The 19689-nt window shown below is 39.9% G+C and carries 16 protein-coding genes; 9 read left to right on the top strand and 7 right to left on the bottom strand.

The genetic code is table 11. The features are described 5' to 3' along the window. Positions 1-349 precede the first annotated feature (349 nt). A complete protein-coding gene (locus VB654_RS16560; RefSeq protein WP_323214888.1) occupies positions 350-1816 on the top strand; it encodes an ATP-binding protein in 1467 nt (488 codons plus the stop codon). 193 nt (positions 1817-2009) lie between these two features. On the opposite strand, the gene VB654_RS16555 is transcribed toward VB654_RS16560, so the two are convergent. Beyond that, on the bottom strand, positions 2010-2975 hold the full coding sequence (locus VB654_RS16555) for a glycosyltransferase family 2 protein (RefSeq protein WP_323214886.1): 966 nt from the start codon (positions 2973-2975) through the stop codon (positions 2010-2012). 871 nt (positions 2976-3846) lie between these two features. Between VB654_RS16555 and VB654_RS16550 the strand changes: the two genes are divergently transcribed. The 4 genes from VB654_RS16550 (at position 3847) to VB654_RS16535 (ending at position 11334) form a co-directional block, all read left to right on the top strand. After that, on the top strand, positions 3847-6018 hold the full coding sequence (locus VB654_RS16550) for a PhoX family phosphatase (RefSeq protein ID WP_323214885.1): 2172 nt from the start codon (positions 3847-3849) through the stop codon (positions 6016-6018). 815 nt (positions 6019-6833) lie between these two features. Further along, the gene (locus tag VB654_RS16545; RefSeq protein WP_323214883.1) at positions 6834-7256 is read left to right on the top strand and encodes a hypothetical protein; all 423 of its coding nucleotides are present in this window, start codon (positions 6834-6836) and stop codon (positions 7254-7256) included. 391 nt (positions 7257-7647) lie between these two features. Continuing rightward, positions 7648-10065, top strand: coding sequence for a hypothetical protein (locus VB654_RS16540; protein WP_323214882.1), 2418 nt, complete (start codon positions 7648-7650; stop codon positions 10063-10065). A gap of 66 nt (positions 10066-10131) precedes the next feature. Next, the gene (locus VB654_RS16535; RefSeq protein WP_323214881.1) at positions 10132-11334 is read left to right on the top strand and encodes an argininosuccinate synthase; all 1203 of its coding nucleotides are present in this window, start codon (positions 10132-10134) and stop codon (positions 11332-11334) included. A 161-nt stretch (positions 11335-11495) separates the two neighbouring features. Here the strand turns inward: VB654_RS16535 and VB654_RS16530 are convergent, their stop codons facing one another. Then, complete coding sequence (locus tag VB654_RS16530) at positions 11496-12125, bottom strand: DedA family protein (RefSeq protein ID WP_323214879.1); 630 nt, start codon at positions 12123-12125, stop codon at positions 11496-11498. Positions 12126-12652: 527 nt separating this feature from the next. Between VB654_RS16530 and VB654_RS16525 the strand changes: the two genes are divergently transcribed. Continuing rightward, positions 12653-13000: an STAS domain-containing protein gene (locus tag VB654_RS16525; RefSeq protein WP_323214877.1), complete on the top strand. Its 348-nt coding sequence runs from the start codon at positions 12653-12655 to the stop codon at positions 12998-13000. Between the two features lie 378 nt (positions 13001-13378). Here VB654_RS16525 and VB654_RS16520 read toward each other — a convergent pair whose 3' ends face one another. Both VB654_RS16520 and rpsF read right to left on the bottom strand, forming a co-directional pair. Continuing rightward, positions 13379-13939 carry an Npun_F5560 family protein gene (locus VB654_RS16520; RefSeq protein WP_323214875.1) on the bottom strand — a complete coding sequence of 187 codons (561 nt, stop codon included), beginning with the start codon at positions 13937-13939 and terminating at the stop codon, positions 13379-13381. Between the two features lie 207 nt (positions 13940-14146). Then, positions 14147-14491 (bottom strand): 30S ribosomal protein S6, encoded by a 345-nt coding sequence (gene rpsF, locus VB654_RS16515; RefSeq protein ID WP_323214874.1) that lies wholly within the window; start codon positions 14489-14491, stop codon positions 14147-14149. Between the two features lie 196 nt (positions 14492-14687). On the opposite strand from rpsF, the gene VB654_RS16510 reads away from it, so the two are divergent. After that, positions 14688-15461: a fumarylacetoacetate hydrolase family protein gene (locus tag VB654_RS16510; RefSeq protein ID WP_323214872.1), complete on the top strand. Its 774-nt coding sequence runs from the start codon at positions 14688-14690 to the stop codon at positions 15459-15461. A gap of 3 nt (positions 15462-15464) precedes the next feature. On the opposite strand, the gene VB654_RS16505 is transcribed toward VB654_RS16510, so the two are convergent. After that, positions 15465-15941, bottom strand: coding sequence for a Tic20 family protein (locus VB654_RS16505; protein WP_323214932.1), 477 nt, complete (start codon positions 15939-15941; stop codon positions 15465-15467). 246 nt (positions 15942-16187) lie between these two features. Continuing rightward, positions 16188-16388 carry a hypothetical protein gene (locus VB654_RS16500; RefSeq protein WP_323214871.1) on the bottom strand — a complete coding sequence of 67 codons (201 nt, stop codon included), beginning with the start codon at positions 16386-16388 and terminating at the stop codon, positions 16188-16190. A 357-nt stretch (positions 16389-16745) separates the two neighbouring features. On the opposite strand from VB654_RS16500, the gene glyA reads away from it, so the two are divergent. After that, positions 16746-18029 carry a serine hydroxymethyltransferase gene (glyA, locus tag VB654_RS16495; protein WP_323214870.1) on the top strand — a complete coding sequence of 428 codons (1284 nt, stop codon included), beginning with the start codon at positions 16746-16748 and terminating at the stop codon, positions 18027-18029. Between the two features lie 150 nt (positions 18030-18179). Then, entirely contained in the window at positions 18180-19229 is a 1050-nt protein-coding gene (locus tag VB654_RS16490) for an MraY family glycosyltransferase (protein ID WP_323214869.1), read from the top strand. Positions 19230-19292: 63 nt separating this feature from the next. Here VB654_RS16490 and VB654_RS16485 read toward each other — a convergent pair whose 3' ends face one another. Beyond that, the gene (locus VB654_RS16485) at positions 19293-19553 is read right to left on the bottom strand and encodes a hypothetical protein (protein WP_323214868.1); all 261 of its coding nucleotides are present in this window, start codon (positions 19551-19553) and stop codon (positions 19293-19295) included. Positions 19554-19689: the final 136 nt, after the last annotated feature.

Raw genomic sequence — 19689 nt, 5'->3', positions numbered from 1 at the left:
CAAATAACACCGTCATATATTGTTGTATTATTTATTATCGTTGCATTAGTCAATACCTTCGCCAATTTACGAGGGTGAGTTGATGATGCTTTAACCATGAACTCCCATTTCTTTGAGGCTTGGCAAAAACCATAAGTCCTCAAAATTACTTTCAGGTTTGGCACAAGGGATTTTTAATGTATTAACCGCAGTGTAAGGATTTGAAATGATAAACGACCTTTTAGACGACATACCTATATAGGGGTAACTTTGTCAGTTCTGCCCAAATTTTTGTCACCTCTTATTTAGGTGAAGGTATTGATTAATACTAGGATCAAAAAGTATAATTTTTAAATCATTTTTCCAGTCAATGCAACATCCACTAGCCCCAAAAAATGAGCCAGAAAGACTCAATGCACTTTTTAAATATAACATTATTGATACTGAGTCTGAACAGGCATTCGACGATTTAACCGCTTTAGCTGCCTATATTTGTGGTACTCCCATTGCTTTAGTCAGTCTTGTAGATCATAATCGGCAATGGTTTAAATCAAAAGTTGGGTTAGAAGTCACAGAAACACCCAGAGAACTGGCATTTTGTGCCTACACTATATGTCAGCCAGAAGATTTATTAATTGTCCCCAATGCTTTACAAGATGAGCGATTTGCTGCTAACCCATTAGTCATATCTGACCCTCATATTCGCTTCTATGCAGGCGCACCCTTAATCACACCTGATGGTTTTGCTATTGGCTCTTTATGCGTAATTGACCGGATACCACGAGAATTGAGTTTAGAACAAAAACAAGCATTAGCAGCTTTGAGTCGCCAAGTAATTAGCCAATTAGAACTGAGAGTTAATATAGCTAAATTAAAACAAAATATTAGTTGCCGTCAACAAGTAGAAAAAACTCTCCGCCACACTAATCTCAATTTGAATAAAGTGGCTAATAAGTTGCGACAAACTCAAGTCCAGTTAATTCTCAGGGAAAAAATGTCTAGCTTGGGTCAAATGGTGGCGGGGATAGCTCACGAAATCAATAATCCCATTAACTTTGTTCATGCTAATATCGGCCATTTGAAGACTAATTTTCAAGATATCGTTGACTTACTATCTCTTTACCAGCAGCACTATCCCCAGCCGCATCAGGAAATTCAAGCTAAAGCCAATGCCATAGATGTAAAATTTTTGATTCAAGATTTGCCAAATATCTTCACATCTATGGAAACAGGTAGTAAACGGGTTAAAAACATTGTTTTGTCTTTACGTAATTTTGCTCGTTTGGATGAATCTGAAAAAAAAATTGTTGATATCCATGAAGGGATTGATAATACACTATTAATTTTGCAGCATAGGTTGAATGCTACAGACACATATCCAGGAATCCAAATTATCAAAGATTATAGTCACCTCCCACAGATAGAATGCTATCCAGCACAACTGAATCAAGGATTTATGAATATTTTAAATAATGCTATCGATGCTATAGAAAATTTATGGATAGAAAACACAAAAAAGATAAAATCAGATGTTCATAAAATTGATTATATGAATAATTTACAACAAGCACAACCCCAAATTCGGATTCGCACCGGCATTGATCATAAGAATCATGTATTTGTAAGGATTGCTGATAACGGAATAGGAATTTCTGAAGCAATTCAAAAACGGATGTTTGACCTATTTTTTACCACTAAACCTGTCGGTAAAGGTACAGGTTTAGGACTATCAGTCATATATCAAATTGTGGTTAAAAAACATGGTGGTAATCTCAAATATAAAACACAATTAGGCAAGGGGACTGAATTTATTATTGAAATTCCTCTAAAAAATTAAGCAATTGATTGAGAGATCGAAAAAGTCAAATTATAAAAGCCTTTGAAGTGACAGGAAAAATTTAACAAGGATAATGAGCCTTGTCAAAATGACCATTTATCAAAAAAATTATTAATTAATTCTTGTGCCTTTAATGCTGTTGTACCTAAAAACTTCCCTATCTATACCATCAATTTACTATGATTTCTTGCAGTTATTTATCTGGTATTTCCCGATAAGCTGCATAAACTCCTTTAACGTTGTACCAATTGAGAAAAATTCGGGCAACTTCTAACGCTAACTGGGGTTTACCTAAATTAATGAGCCATTGCAAGAAAGGAGCCATTGTGCGCTCATTCAGTGTGCCATTCAGTGAGAGCAGACCCCAAAGTAAACGATGAAACCAAGTCATTTGAATCATCATTTTTACTTCCCAAGTGGGATGCTTTTGATAAAATAAAACTCCCATGCGTCCGCGTTGAATTTCTTGGTCAATTAACCGGGGAATTTGCTCTAAGTTAAATGGTGGATGCCAATGATAGCCAACTGCGGCTGGACATTTAATTAGTTGTAGTCCCAGTTTTTTGAGTCTGACACCTAATTCTAAATCTTCCCAACCATAGAGTTGGAAGCTATTATCAAATAATCCTGCTTTCTCTAGCCAATGTTTAGGAATGGCTACGTTACCTGTAGCAAAAAAAGCTGCGGAAAAATCTGTGATTTTATAGGGTTCCGCCGTGGGATTATCGAAGTTACAAGTATTAATGACTGCACCGTAGGTGAAAAAGCGATCGCTTCCCAGTTTTTCCCTTCCTTGCACAAGTGCATCTGCATGAGCTTGTAGGAAATCTTGCAGCACCACCAAATCGCTATCAATGAAGATAATTGTGTCTCCCAGTGCCTTGTTAACCCCCAAATTACGAGCCGCAGCCGGGCCAGCGTGGTCTTGTTCAAACCATCGTACATGAGGAAATTCTTCTTTGTGTGCGGCCAACCATTCTAAAGTGCGATCGCTAGAACCATCATCAACCAAAACAACTTCGTAATCAGTCACTGAATTAGATGCACTCAACACCTGCACCTCCAAAGCTCGGAGGCATTTCTCTAAAATTGGCTGGCGATTATAAGTCGGTATCACAACGCTGAAAAACACAGTCTCACCCATAACAGTATTACCCATCTCCAGGATAGGACAGCAGGTGACTAAACACTGTTCCTTAGTGGCTCAAATGCTCAAAAATAATTTTAGCAACAATATTCTCTTCTCAGTGCATCAAACTAGATTTATTGTCAAACTTGTATAAATTAATATAGCGAAAAATATTTTTATTGTTTTCTCAATGCCAAGAATATCAATGATTGACATATCATATAATCATATATATACTATCAAATCAAGTATAATTTGAACATTATTTAATGCAACTTGATGAAAAATTCTTGATATTTGCAAGATCACTGTTGAAACGATTTGTAGCAACAGACAGAGTACTGAGTCCACTACAAACTCCTCATCTAATTCACAGTACGTATTTCACTTTCGACTTTTGTTATACCTGTAATAACCACACCTTAACCAACATTTATCTACAAAGATATTTAATAATAATTACTTGCAATAAGATAGGGCTAATAACAAGGTGAAACACCTATAATTATAGTTTATAATGCCTACTGTATAAAGATTTTGCTTATATGAGCAAGGGAGATTTATTCCTAAATAGTAGCAATTTATTACCTATACAAAGCATGATTGTTATTCAAAAAAAGTTGGGGAATAAATTGAAATTAAACAAGAGATAACCTGTTATTAATCATTATTGCCTAAATTGAAATAAGAATAATAGTGCTAATTATTCAGTAAGCAAAGCAGCCAATATTTATTGGTAATTAACTAAGGGTAGTTAGATGTAAAACTTTTAGGAAAATTCTACAAATACATAAATCATGGAAATAATTTGTGTCAAGTTGCCAGAATTTTCAATTGCTGCTGATATCTAAAAATGAAACTGAATAGCAAAGTTGTAAACCTTAAATAGCAATACCTAATCATGAAAGGACACCTTCACCCCAAAAACGATATAACTATCAACCCATCCGGTAACGAGTCAATTCTTGACGTAATTGGACGCGTCAGCATGAAGCGCAGACGTTTTATCACGACAACTGCGGCAGCTACTGCGGCAACTGTGTTTAGTGATATTGCGATCAGTGGTTTTCTCCAAACTGTAGAAGCAGCACCAGTTCCAGCCGGACTTGGTTTTGCTGGTATTGGTTTCGAGAGCATCGAGCCAAATCTGCTCAATCCAGCCACAGGAGTGTTACAAAAGGATCTTGTTACTGTTCCCAAAGGTTACACAGCCAAAGTTTTAGTTGCATGGGGTGATCCCATCATGCCTGGTGCGCCAGACTGGTTGCCAGATGCTTCCCAGGATGCAGCCGCACAAGAAAAGCAGTCCGGGATGAACCATGATGGGATGCACTTCTTCCCCTTACCAGGACGAAGCTATCTCAACCGGACAGCAGGTTTACCAGCAGTTGTAGAAGGACGCGCATATAACAATCGGGGGCTACTGTGCGTTAACCACGAATATACCCAAGAAATCTTCCTTCATCCCACTGGTAATACAAGTGATGCCGAAATGACCATTGAGAAAGCTAGGAAGACTCAAGCTGCTCACGGTGTATCTGTTCAAGAAGTAGTCAAAGACAGATTTGGTAATAGCTGGAGTGTTAATCGCAATTCTCGTTATGGTCGCCGGATCACTGTCAACACAGAAATGCGCGTTTCTGGGCCGGCGGCTGGTGATGCGTTGATGAAATCCAAGAAATTCTCTATTGAACCTAATGGATCGTTTGAAATTGGCATCAACGATGGCTATACCGCTTATGGTACAGTAAATAACTGCGCCCACGGCATAACACCTTGGGGTACTTACCTCACCTGTGAAGAGAACTTTCAAAGTTACTTTGCTAACCCTAATCCAGATATAGTTAATATTCCTGGACTGGAAAATAAAGCTGCTGATATCCGCAATGGACAAAGACGCTACGGCATCTCTTCAGCATCCGGTTATCGCTGGCCTGTGGTTGATCCCCGCTTTGATGCTTATAACAATCCCCTAGAACCTCATTTATTTGGTTGGATAGTGGAGATTGACCCTTATGATCCCGATAGCAAGCCAGTTAAGCGCACCTCTATGGGTCGCATCAGACACGAGAGCGCTCAATATGTTGTCGATGATAACAACCGTCTGGCCTACTATACAGGCGACGACAACGTAAACGAGTATATCTATAAGTTCGTTTGCTCTCGTCAATATAATCCTAATGTTCGTAGTGCTAACAGTGACCTGCTTGACCACGGTACACTATATGTTGCTAAGTTTAATGATGATGGTACTGGCCAATGGCTACCTCTAGTTTATGGACAGGGTGGTTTAACACCAGAGAATGGATTTAATAGCCAAGCTGAAGTGCTGATTAAGACCCGACAAGCTGCCGATAGACTTGGCGCAACCATGATGGATCGCCCAGAATGGATTGCTGAACGTCCCCGGATTGGTGGATTCAATGAAGTTGAAGTCTACTGCACATTGACCGCTAACAATCGTCGCGGAACAAGTCCGGCTTCCTCTAATAACCCAGACGGTATAAACCAAGCTGGTAGTGCGCGTCCTCCTGTTGATCAGGCTAACCCACGTCCGGATAACATTTACGGTCACATCATTCGTTGGCGTGAAACTGGACGCAGTGTTGCAGCTACCACCTTCAGTTGGGATATTTTTGTTCTGTCTGGCGACAAACAGGACAGCAATTCCAATCGTCAAGGTAATATCAATGGTGACGACTTTGTAAATCCAGATGGTCTATGGTTTGACTACTACGGTCGTCTCTGGATTCAAACTGACCAATCAGGTACAGGTACAGGTAGTACAATTAACATTGGCAGTAACTCGATGGTTTGTGCCAATCCTAATGATCCTAGAGAAGTTAAGCTGTTCTTGAGCAGTCCTACAGACTGTGAAGTTACTGGTGTAATCACTACACCTGATCACAGAACCATGTTCATCAACATTCAGCACCCAGGTTCTCGCGGAAGTGTTGCTAATCCCACCAGCAGAAGTAACTGGCCACATAGCCAAGGTTATGGCCCCCAAGGTCGCCCCCGTTCTGCGACAGTGGTAATCACAAAGAATGATGGTGGCATTATTGGTACTTAATTCTTTAGTGAAGCAATCTTAAAAAGTTGAGTTTTATATCCCCAACTTCTTGAAGGAGTGGGGATATTTTTTGCACCGCTATATCTGATCTAAATAAGTTAAGTGTAGGGATATATTTTAATATCATATTTATAACAAATCAATAAATGTATGCTCTATCTATGCCGATAGTTTGAAGTATTTATCAGTGTTTTCTCTAATTAGATAAATGATAAAAATAGCAATAGTTGATTTTGAGATTTTAAAAAATAAATTTGATATTTAGCTCTCAGCATTAAATTAAATTAGTACAGCACAACAGAAATAGACCTACATCTCAAATGAATTAAAAGCTTACAGAACAAGCTTTTCGACTTTCGGCTTTTGGTTTTGAATAGTCTGTTAATTTATACTGGCGTTGAATAAATGCTTTTAGATTAATAACAACTGTTTGTTTTTGAACAGCAAAAAAAACAAGTAATTACTTTTATTTTGTTTTAAGATAAGGTTAAATTTAGTTAAAAGTTTGTTGATATTACTAATAAATACAAAAATTGTTTTAACTACTTGACTAAGTAATTCTTTTTAAGTAATATGACTCTGTTACAAGATTTACGCCTCCTAAGTTTTAACCCAGGCTTAACCTAAATTGTGCTGAAATATTAATGTTTTTCTCTGAAGATACTGAAGAGTAAGCACACTTTTAACTCAGCAGTTTGTGTTGATAAAATTACTTGCACTAACAGTAACTAAAAAGAGGGAAATATCCCACAGTACACATTTAAAACGCGTAAATTGCAAGCAAATTAAACTTTCAATAATAGGAATATAAGTCGATGAAATTCAACAAAAAAGTAGCGATCGCCTTAGTTGCAGTTTCAGCTAGTGTATTTGGCTTCGGTTCTGTAGCCTCTGCTGGTGAAGGTGGTGTGGCTGGAGCCGTAGCAGCTACACTGGACGATAATGGTGTAGTAACTGAAATGGCTGCGGCTGGTGCTGTTGGTAAAAATGATGCAGCTGCTACAGCTACAGCCCAATTTGGTATTGTTTCAGCTTCTTCTTTGGGTAGTGCTGGTGTCATCGAATTAATCAGCGACAACGGATTTTATTCCTTTACAGAAGGTGAGAATTCTGAAGGCGAAACTTACAACAATGTCACTCTTAAAGGTAGTGCAGACACTGCTTTAGGAACAAGCCAAGCTAACTCTATTGCTACCTTCACTGAAACCCCCATCGGATCTGTAGAAACTGGATTTTAGTTTCTCAAATTCTTCACCCACTCAATGTAATTACTGTTTAGTAAAGTTATCTAGAAACTATCCATTTCTTTAATAACCCGAAAAAGTGATTAGGGTATCAAGAATTTAAGCAGCCATAATATCAGGAGTCAGACTGATATTATTCTCAAATTCTCTCAACCCTAAATGTTTTGTATTTATTGGTTAGAGGCACAATTTCTATGTGTCTCTAGCTTATTGCATCAGAAAATAAATCACGCCTAAAATAGCACTATTTTTGGCTATGAATTTTGATTTACAGAAATAATAGTCAAACCTTATAAAAGGGTAAACGAAAAATCTAATTTCGCCAGGTGTTTATTACTATCTTTTATAAAACTTTACAATGATTTTGTTTCACAAAAGCTTAAGGTTGGCATTTGTATTATTATTGAGTTCAGGAACAATATTTTTTGCTAAAACGGCTGGCGCTGAGACATCTGCAAACACATTGGAACTGGACAATTTCAATAATAATAACAACTTAGAATTATCTCTAAACCCTGAAGACAAAAACCCCTCTGAAACCTTAGAAAATGCTTCTGCATTAATTACCAATGTGGAATCTTTGAAGGTTATGTCAGCTTCAGATCAGCAATTACCAGTCTCTGCATCTAATTTTACTCAACAAACACAAGTAGCAGATTTAGCAAAGGCTAATTCCCAGATTCCCCCTTGTGTTCCTAGCAATAATCAACAAGCAGAATTTCCTGTAGTCACGGATTTAGCCCAAACTAATTCTCAATTTCAGTCTTGTACTCCCAATAAAATTAGTCAAGCTGGATCTAATAAACAACTAGATTTACTAGATCCCAGATCAGAACCACAACCTAGAGTTGATGAATTGGATCTTGACCAAAAATTTCCAACAGAACCAATACTCCAGGAACAAGAATATATTATCCCCCCTAGAATTGCCAATGATCAAAAAGTCCATCCCCGCACAACTACTATCCCACTAAATGGGGTATTAATTAATCACTTAACCAACAGACAATTAAGTGTTGGTTCCAGCTTTAGTAATAACCGAAATACTACTTTTGATATTAACACAACTGTCAAATTGAATGGATTTATTAAAGAAAATTTGACAACAAATAATATTTTTACTGTAGAGCAAACAGGAGAATATTTGCAACTGCAAACGGTGAGGAAAACCAGAGAAGTTGCGGTTGATTTCCGAGAACCCCGAACTATGCTGGGGACACAGTTACAATTTAGCATGACGGCTTCATGTAACTTGCTTGGTGGAAATGCAGATCAAACCTGCACATATATTCCTGGTTTAAAATCTGCTGATATCAATCCTAATACCATGACACCCACTCGGTTTATTCAAACTTCGAGAGTAGGTGATGTAGTAAAACCAGAAACTTTAGCTGCAATTAGCCAACCAGGTTTTCAATCTGGTGCTAATGGTCAAGAAATTGGCATAAATTTATATTTACCCAATACAGGTTCATTTGTGGGTAATAGTAATGGAGATCAATTATCTATCAACAGAAGAGAGGAAATAGAAAATACACCCGCAGCAATTTATTCTAGAGTTAGGCAGATTCTCAAAGTTAACGACCGTGAAGCTGTAATTGGTCGGACAATACGAGGGTTTAATTTTATTTTAAATGATGATAATACTTTACTGAATACAGTTTTACAACTGGGATATAATTTTTTACCTGATATTGTGCCTAATATTGCAGGTTCAGAAAAAAAAGTCAACTCAAATGTTAACAATAATTTATTGTTAGCTGCTAATAATGTCAGACTTCCTGCTAATAGTTTAACTGCTTATCATGGGGGAATTGGTAGAGCGCAGAGTGTTCCGCGAACAGCAACAAATTTGGGACAAGTACCTGCTGCTACATTCAACAGTCTTTGGTTAGGTGCATCACCTGTGATCAAGCGCAACTCGGAAATTACTACCCGTTTTGAACAAGTTAGCCTCCAGACAGTCTCGGCTGCTGGTGGTGGAGAAGGGGGATATGCTTCTAACGTGGGTTTTATTGCTAACATCAATAATGAAGTTTTTTCTCGTGCTAATTTAGAAAATTTCTATACTCAGATTTATGTTACATCTTTAAATCAAGAGGTGAATAATGTGACAACTAATAGATATAGAGAAGAAACAAAATATGCACCTCATTTGAGTTTTACAGGAAATATCACAGGGACACAAGAAGCTTTAAGATATTATACAGGTGTGATCGGTGCAGATGAAATTAAAGCTTATGGTGGTGTGGATTTTACTAAAAATACGGCCAACGGATGGAACTTTTCAGGGGGGGTAATTGGCTATATTAATCCAGACATTGATTACTACAGTCAAATCACAGGTAGTATTGGTAAACGTATCCCTTTCAGTCGGAATAGTAATTTAGTGTTATCCACTGGTGTTAATTATGCTTTTGATCGGGAAACTCTCCCTAATAATAATTTTGTTAATTCTATTACAGTCAGAGCTAGAGCAAATATAGGTCAGGTTTGGTTTGGTTTAACTAATTATTTTGGGGATATTTTACCCGATGCAGTGAAGAATACTCTGGTAACAAGTATGGGGATTGAATTTAGCAATAGTTTTGCGTTATCAGCATACTATAATCCCATCAATGAAAATCCAGGCCGTTCTGTCTATGGTGCGGGAGCAAGATTTCGACTCGGCACAAATCCGAATAGTCCCACACTCAACCTATCCTGGCAAAATAATCAGTACGACTATGGCAGAGATAGCGCTGATAATGAATTGAAAATAAATGAGAATATATTTACCGTATTTTTGAGAGGTAATTTTTAAAGAGGTTTTTAACCTACATACCTTATAATAATGACTCATTCTTTGTTTTTCTAACTGGAGAAACCAATGGGTCGCGCTAAAAAGGTTATCTTGGCATATTCTGGGGGAGTGGATACTTCTGTTTGTATTCCTTACCTGAAAAATGAGTGGGGTGTAGAAGAAGTAATTACCCTCGCAGCAGATTTAGGTCAGGGAGATGAGTTAGAACCAATCCGAGAAAAAGCGCTGAAATCGGGTGCAAGTGAGTCACTAGTGGCTGACGTGAAAGAGAGTTTTGTTAAGGATTATGCCTTTGCTGCGATTCAAGCAAATGCCCTCTATGAAAATAGATATCCCTTGGGAACGGCCTTGGCTCGTCCTCTAATTGCCAAAATATTAGTTGAGGCTGCTCATAAATATGGTGCTGATGCGATCGCACACGGTTGCACTGGTAAAGGTAATGATCAGGTTCGTTTTGATGTGGCTTGCGCTGCGCTGAATCCTAATCTGAAAATTCTCGCACCGGCGAGAGAATGGGGGATGAGCCGTGAGGAAACCATCGCTTATGGTGAAAAATGTGGTATTCCTTCACCTGTAAAAAAATCTTCTCCTTACAGCATTGATAAAAATTTGCTTGGTCGTAGTATTGAAGCTGGCGTACTGGAAGATCCAGCCGTTGAGCCTCTAGAGGAAATCTATGAAATGACCAAGGCGATCGCTGATACGCCCAATGAACCAGAGTATATTGAAATTGGTTTTATACGCGGTATTCCTACCAGTCTGAACGGTAAACCGCAAAATCCAGTTGAGCTAATTGAACAGCTCAATCAGGTAGTGGGAAATCACGGTATTGGGCGGATCGACATGATGGAAAACCGCCTAGTAGGGATTAAATCTAGAGAAATCTACGAATCACCCGCAATGTTAGTGCTAATTCAGGCACACCGGGATTTAGAAAGCCTGACTTTGACAGCAGATGTCAGCCACTACAAGCGAGGTATTGAAGAGACTTACACTCAAATTGTTTATAACGGTCTTTGGTACAGTCCACTTAAAAGCGCACTAGATGCTTTTATTCAAAAAACACAAGAACGAGTTTTAGGGACTGTACGAGTAAAACTTTTTAAAGGTAACGCTACTGTAGTGGGGCGTTGGAGTGACAATTCACTTTATAGCCCAGATTTGGCAACCTATGGATCTGAAGACCAATTTGATCACAAAGCAGCTGAAGGCTTTATTTATGTTTGGGGTTTACCCACTCGCATTTGGGCGCAGCAAGGTAAAAGTTAGGAAATAGGAAATAGGTAATGGGTAATGGGTAATGGGTAATGGGTAATGGGTAATGGTAATAGGTAATGGTAATAGGTAATGGTAATAGGTAATAGGAAGTTTGTTCTCCCCTGCACCCTAGACCCTGCCCCCTGCCCCCTGCCCCCTGCCCCCTGCCCTTCCTACTCCCCTGCTGCTCGCTTGACTTGGCGAGACTCTAACCAGATGGGTATAGCGATTAATGCAACTAGGATTAGTAAAGCTGCGATCGCAAATTGACTTACCCAAGCAACTAGTTGATCTAAAGAAATAACTTTACCAGCAAAAAAAGCTAATGTTACCATCACACTAGCCCAGGTGGTTGCTCCTGCTAAGTTGTACAAAAAGAATTTGCCAAAAGGCATTTCAGCTATACCAGCTAGTGGGGCTGCAAAAATTCGCAGTAATGCAAAAAAGCGCCCGAAAAATACAGCTTTAGTAGCATTTTCACTAAATTGATTTTTAATACTCAACAAACGCTCATCGGAAATCCGAAAGATTTTACCTAGTCGTACCAGGAAAGGCCAACCGCCTATTCTACCAATCCAATAACCACAAGCACTCCCAATTACAGCACCTGTGACGGCATCACTGAGAACTAACCAATAGTTTAGTTCCTCACTCCCCGCTAGAAATCCGCCGACTATGGTCACGGTTTCACCAGGTAGGGGAATGCCCAAATTTTCTAGCAAAATGCCCAAAAAAATTGCCCAGTAACCATACTGGTGGGCAAATTCCTGGATGTTTTCTAGTGAAATCAGCTCAAGAGACATCCCGCACCGCCGCCTTTACAATTTTTTACCTTTCATCTATCTTGGCTCTTCTATGCCTGGGGTGTCAATCAATTCTTTGGGGGGTTTAAGCAGTGAGTCTGTGGTTCGTCGAAATCCTTAGTAAACCTTCCTCTATAAGAGTGCTAAGTGCTGAGAGGAAATGGGGAATAATTAATGGACAATAGCTGATTCACTGAAATTTGTTGGGTATTTTTATCATTCCCTACCATAAATTTGTACTGATATGCTGCCTTGTTACGCATTTTTATGGAAATTTTATAAAAATCATGGTTAAATATAAAAGTATAGTAAAAGATACCCCTGATACCGAAATTGTCAAGCCACTATGCCTATATTTAAGGTAGTTAACATAAAGTATACGGCGTAAATACCGAAGCAAATGATTTCAACAAAACTGCTGTAACTTTATAAATCTGAAAGTTAAACAGTAATTTTGTCTTTGAAACTGAAGCAGTATTGATGTCAAATTTTTTTCTGTTACGTGTTTCCATTACTTAGTTGAATTTATGACTATCTCACAAGAACAAGTTGTTTTATTCAAGCCCCAAGGTAGTATAGACTTGCAAGGTGGCATGAATTTTAGTCAACAGATGCTTGAAGTAACACCCCAAGCTGGCCAACTCTGGGTTATTGACCTATCAGAAGTAGATTTCATGGATAGTTCAGGATTAGTCCCCCTAATCAATGGACTAACATCTGCACGTGAAAGTGGTTGTCGTTTAGTTTTGTGCAACGTGCAAACTCCAGTCAGGTTGATTTTGGAACTAACACAACTGGACTCAGTGTTTGAGATTTTCGACACTTACGAAGATATTTTCATCAGTGCCAATGATAGAAATTTAGCAGTCGCATAATTTAACAACTCTGAGAGATTTATCTGCAATGGGGCAAATTTTTGGCGTGAGGAGTGTTAAGAAATATTAAATTCAGTTAAAACAGGTGTAGTCATAAATCACCAAATCAGTTAAAAATCAGCTTTGGCGACGAGGATCGCAAAAATTGACCACTTCCATCCAGGTAAGTGGTTTGTTATTGTGGCAAATACATCAAAGGTAGGGAACAGGGAATGGGGAATAGTTTCAGCTATCTGTCATCCTTGACAAGCTATGAGAGACTTCCAAATAAAAAAATATCCCGTCGTTTTGAGAGCAGGGGGGCAGGGAGCGGGGAGCAGGGGGAGGAAAGGTCATTTTAGTTGCAGAAATTTGGGTCAACTTTTTTGTGGAGTTCTCTTAGGCATTTTGCACAGTAGAAATATGATTTTCGTCAGCTTCTGAGCGGGGAAAATTTGGCAAATCAATGCCACTATGACTAGTTGTCCGAGTTTTTATGGCTAAACGGTAACTTACACTTTGCAGTTCTGCTTGAAGTTTGCGGTTTTCTCGTTGTAAAGTCGCCACCTTTTCTCTAACTGGAGCCATACGCTCTTCAAACTTACGACGGTAAATTTGAGGTAATTCTTGTACAACCTGCTCTAACATCCGACTACGATCAGTTAGTTCTTGTACTGACTGGCGCAATTGGTAGATTTCGGTATCACGAGTGGTCATTTGTTCTTGGTAGAACGTTACCTGCTCCTCAACCGCTTGCAATTGTTCTTGCAATGCTTGCAACTTACTCGCATCATATTCCGGTTCAGAGCGCTGGGGCATAAAGTTAGTATTGCCCTTAACTAGCCGGAAGAGTTCTTGAGATAGCTGTTGCACTAATTGATCACGAAGCTGCAACTCTTGGCGCAACTGCGATACCTCAGTAGAGAGAATTTGGATGTTAGGTGTGTCAGTTTGGCTCACAGTGGTTTACAGCTCCCATTGACGAATGCTTGTCCAATCTTAGGTGTAACTGCGATGGTACTGCTTTTTACAGTTACTTGTTAATTTAGCATTCCCAACTCAACCCAAAAAAGATCAAGGGTAAAAATTTTTGAGGTTTACTCTTTTCAGTACTGAGTACTGATGTAGAAAAACTCAACACTCAGTACTGATAATTCAGAAGATTTTTTAGGCAGAAATAGCAACTGTTTCTTCTGCTGCTTCTACTTCTACTGTTTCTTCTGGTAGATCCTGCTTAATAGTCAAGTAACGAATCACTTCTTCACTTAAACGCATAGCACGTTCCATAGGAGCGATCGCAGTTCCTGGCCCAGTGTAGTCCATTTGAACGTAGATGCCATCCCGATGCTTTTTGATTTCATAAGCCAGGCGACGTTTACCACGATTTTGAATTGTGATATTCTCAGCACCTTGTTCAGTGAGCAAGCTCTGATATTTAGTAATTGCTTGCTCTACCTGTTCATCGCTTAAATCTGGACGCAGAATGTAAATTGTTTCGTAAACTATGGACATGATTTTAAGTCACCTTATGGACGAAGGGGCTGCTGATGTGATTTTATACAGAAATATCACAAAGGATACTAACGATAATCAACATCTAAGCAACAAGGAACTATAATCTTACCAGTTTTCAATTTGAATCATTAGCCAAATTCCCATTTTTCACAAACAGCTTTTAATCGCAGACAAAAGGATATTAATCAAGGTTATGGCGCAGCGCTATGTGCGAGTTCAAAATCTAGAAGGCAAGATTTATTATGGATTGCTACAACTATCCCTCAATGTGCAGGTGCTAGATGCTCCACCCTGGTTAGAAGGGCAACCCACAGATTTAATTCTAGAACCCGAAAAATACCAAATTCTGACTCCCTGTGCGCCCTCAAAAGTTGTGGCCGTAGGCAAGAATTATGTAGACCATGCCAAAGAGATGGGAAGCACAGTTCCAAATGAACCCTTAATATTTCTCAAGCCTTCAACATCGATTATTGCCACGGAAACAGAAATTAAGTATCCGCCCCAGTCGCAACGGGTAGATTACGAAGGTGAGTTAGCGTTAGTGATTGGCGATCGCACTTGTGACTGCACAATAGAAGAAGCTCAAGCCAAAATTTGGGGCTATACCATTGCTAACGATGTGACAGCGCGGGATTTACAACAAAAAGATAGCCAATGGACTCGCGCTAAAGGTTTTGATACGTTCTGTCCTCTAGGCCCTTGGATTGTCCGAGAATTAAATCCTGGGGCGAGATTGCAGACCTTTTTAAATGACGATGCTATACCTGTGCAATCTGCCTGTATTGATCAGATGGTATTTCCCCCTGATGTTCTAGTGTCCTACATTAGTCAGGTAATGACACTAATGCCAGGAGATGTGGTGCTAACTGGTACACCATTGGGTGTAAGTCCACTGCACATAGGCGATCGCGTCCGTGTGGAAATTGAAGGTATTGGTCGCCTAGAAAACAAAGTAACTAGGCGTTAACTTTTAGCGCACTTGCATATGCACTGCATCAGAAATGGCCGGAATTTCTGCATAACGCCCAAACAAGGATTGGGTAACAGAATAGACAACTGCTGCCACTATGCCGATAAAGATGGTGTTGGAGATGGTTTCTAAAGCAAAGTCAGCACCAGGAATTGAATTCACAACTTCCAGCACTATGAAACACAAAAATAAAACAATGTCCAAAAGAATAGCCTGCATAGTGTTGAAACGAATGAAGTGACTAATTTTTTCGTTTCTCACCACTAACAAGAATAAGGCAAAGAAAATAATCAGGCTGGCAAAAGGGATACTGCTATAAATTCCCTGTATAGGAATCAAAGGGATAAATAGCAACCCGATGACTGGAAACTCTCTGAATAAAAAGCTCCCAAAGGCTAGACCTTCAACTAGGGGTAATAAATAAGGTAAACAAGCAAAAATCCGGTCGGAAACCGTTGTAGACCCGCGCCAAGTCATTGTGCGTTCTCCTATGGCTAAAATGTAAGACTTCTTGAGCATAGGATAACGCAATTGCTTAGTCTTGCTGAGAAATTCGATGAAATTATTCTCTGCCACAAGCCAGGAAGTTAAAAAAGTGTTCAAAGCTCAAAAGTATAAAACCACTGAGTTTATCTCCCCACTCAGCACTCAACACTCCCCCCACACTCAGCACTCAGCACTCCCCACACTCCCCACTCAGCACTCAGCACTCAGCACTCAATATCAGCACTCAATATCAGCCACTCGAAAACCCATCAGACATTCATACTGCGCTGGCTGTTGTGCATTGAGTTGGCTAATTGCTTGAGCGCATCGCAGTTCACCTCCATGCCAACGGGGTTGACCACTATGATCAGCAAGTAAACAAGATTGGCAAACTTGCGTCGGGGCCAGGATTTGATTATCCATTAAAATGACTAACATCGCATCCCTCCTGTAAATTTTTATAATTGGGTGTTGAAATTGTGCCTGAAGTGATTGGCCGATATCGTCTCAAGGCATCTTCTTTAACTTCTCTGGTTAAATATGAGGGTCATCAGCAAAAATTCCCAGAGAGCTTTAATTTATTTTATGTTGGGTCTGAAAAATATAGCATTATCCGTAACAAATCATACAGAAAAACCGACTTCAGCTAGAGCCAAGTATGCAATCAAAGTGTAAAATTTGAAATTCAGGAAAAAAGTTAATAATGAATAAGTCAGCAGTGCAGAACTCTTGACTTAGGCGCTATATCAAGCCCAAATCTACCGTTGTGCAAATTTCCACCAAGGATAATTTCAAGTGACTAGAACGAATTCCGAACTTTTAGCTAACTCCGATCCCGCGATCGCGGAATTAATTAATCAAGAACTACAGCGTCAACGCGACCATTTAGAGTTGATTGCTAGTGAAAACTTTACCTCAGCTGCTGTACTAGCGGCGCAAGGTTCAGTATTAACCAATAAATATGCCGAAGGATTGCCCGGAAAACGCTATTATGGCGGTTGTGAATTTGTCGATCAAATCGAGCAAATAGCCATTGACCGAGCTAAACAGCTATTTGGTGCAGCTCATGCGAATGTCCAACCCCATTCCGGCGCACAAGCCAATTTTGCAGTTTTCCTGACATTACTCCAACCCGGTGACAAAATCATGGGGATGGATTTATCACATGGGGGACATTTGACCCACGGTTCACCTGTGAATGTTTCGGGTAAATGGTTCCAAGTTTGTCACTATGGTGTCAGTCAAGAAACAGAACAGCTAGACTACGAACAAATCCGGGAGCAGGCGCTGAGGGAGCGTCCCAAGCTCTTAATTTGTGGATATTCGGCCTATCCCCGTGTGATTGATTTTGAAAAATTCCGCAGTATTGCTGATGAAGTCGGGGCTTATTTGCTGGCAGATATTGCCCATATCGCTGGTTTAGTGGCTAGTGGTCTGCATCCTAACCCGATTCCTTTTTGTGATGTCGTCACAACCACAACTCATAAAACCCTCCGTGGTCCTCGTGGTGGTTTGATTTTGACCCGTGATGCTGAATTAGGCAAAAAGCTAGATAAATCTGTGTTTCCTGGGACTCAAGGTGGTCCCCTAGAACACGTAATTGCAGGTAAAGCAGTGGCTTTTGGGGAAGCTCTCAAACCAGAATTTAAAGAGTATTCGGCGCGAGTAATTGATAATGCTTGTGCTTTGGCCAGTCAACTGCAAAACCGTGGTTTAAAACTTGTATCTAATGGCACAGACAATCATTTGATGCTAGTAGATTTACAGAATATTGGACTAACTGGAAAACAAGCAGATCAACTGGTGAGTGGCGTAAATATTACCGCTAACAAAAATACAGTCCCCTTTGATCCCCAGTCACCATTTGTAACTAGTGGTCTGAGATTAGGTTCTCCAGCTATGACGACAAGGGGTATGGGTGTGACAGAATTTACTGAGATTGGAAATATTATCGCTGACAGGTTGTTGTCTCCTGATTCTGAGACAGTAGCCCAAGATTGTCGGCAACGGGTGGCGGCATTGTGCGATCGCTTCCCATTATACCCACATCTACAAATTCCTGTACCAGCCTTAGCATAAGACGGGGAGGAGGCAGGGGTGCAGGGTGCAGGGTGCGGGGGGAGTCAGGAATAACTTTAAAACAACCATTTCTCTTCTCTCCTGCATTCTGAGGCTCTACCTCTACCACTTCCCAATCCCCAATAAAAAAAAATAACATTTAAGATACTGATGCCTGCTCAGATTTATCATCTGATTGCCTTCTTGGTTGCCGCAGTAGTCGTCCTCTGGACTACACCTGATGTGAAAAACATTGGTATAAAAAGTGGACGTGTAGATCAACCAGGCGATCGCAAAGTTCATCAACGCCCGATGGTACGCTTGGGTGGAGTCTCTATCTTCGCAGGTACTATCGCTTCCTTACTAATTGTTTGGTGGTTGGGTGGATTTGGAAATTTACCACCTGATAAAGAATGGCAAATTTGGGGTGTGACATTAGGTGGTCTTGGCTTTTTCCTGATTGGTTTAGCAGACGATTTGTTAAACCTATCTCCCCTTACACGTCTGCTAATACAAATTATTGTGGCAATTGGTGCATGGAAAGCCGGGGTAAGTATAGATTTCATTAGCATTCCCACAGTTGGAATAGTTGACCTATATTGGCTGAGTTTACCCATTACAGTGATTTGGCTAGTGGGAATGGTGAACGCCATTAACTGGATTGACGGTTTAGACGGTCTAGCAGCTGGGGTGACAGGAATTGCCTCTGTGGTCATGCTGTTAGTATCGCTGTTTATGCAGCAACCAGCCGCAGCCCTGATAGCCGCAGCCCTAGCCGGCGCATCTTTAGGATTTCTCCGTTATAACTTCAACCCCGCACAAATCTTTATGGGAGATGGGGGAGCTTATTTTATGGGATTTACTCTAGCGGCTGTGGGTGTAATTGGTTTAGTCAAAATTCCCGCTTTTACTGCTGTGTTATTGCCTTACATAATTTTGGCAGTGCCAATTGTCGATATGTCAGCAGTAATTTTGTCACGTATTTGTAGTGGTAAACTCCCTTGGGTGGCAGATGGACACAGCCATTTACACCACCGACTACTAAAAGCTGGTCTATCTCATCGGTGGACAGTTTTATTTATTTATTCTCTAACCCTATGGGTGGGGAGTTTAGCATTAGCTATTGCTGGGATTCCCAGTGGGGTGATTTATGCCAGTGCGACAACTTCACTACTAAGTTACGTCAGCTGGCGAGTTTGGAGATTTTCTCAGCAGAGGTAAAATTCTATGCTTTTTATCCCCTTCTCACTTGGGCGGGAAGGGGTTTGTAAGCTGGAGGTGAATTTAAGTTGTTAAAATCTGACGAATCAAAATACTCATCACTTCCCCAGGTTTAGCGGTTGGTAATAGTGGACTCCAATCCCCGGTGTTAGCGTAGCCAATGACTTGCAAATAATGAATTGTACTATTGACAACTTGAGGCGAACCAATTAATAGATGTTTGATGGGTTCTCTTTTGGGTGAAAGATTTTCCGGGCTAGGTAAACACTCTTGTGTGAGTGTAGGATTTTGATTATCTACAAACTGCTGTATTTGTGTCATCATGATCATAATCTCCCATTGTGGAGATGAGGTGAAAGGCGATCGCATACTCTTGAGGGGAGGGCGATCGCCTTTCTTGTACACTTTTATTAAAGTATAAATTTATACCTTTGTCAACCCCCGAATAGGAAATAATTTC

This window comes from Nodularia sp. UHCC 0506 (assembly GCF_034931045.1).
Classification (GTDB): Bacteria; Cyanobacteriota; Cyanobacteriia; order Cyanobacteriales; family Nostocaceae; genus Nodularia.
The sequence above is the reverse complement of the archived record's forward strand: the minus strand, read 5'-3'. Positions and strand labels throughout refer to the sequence as shown.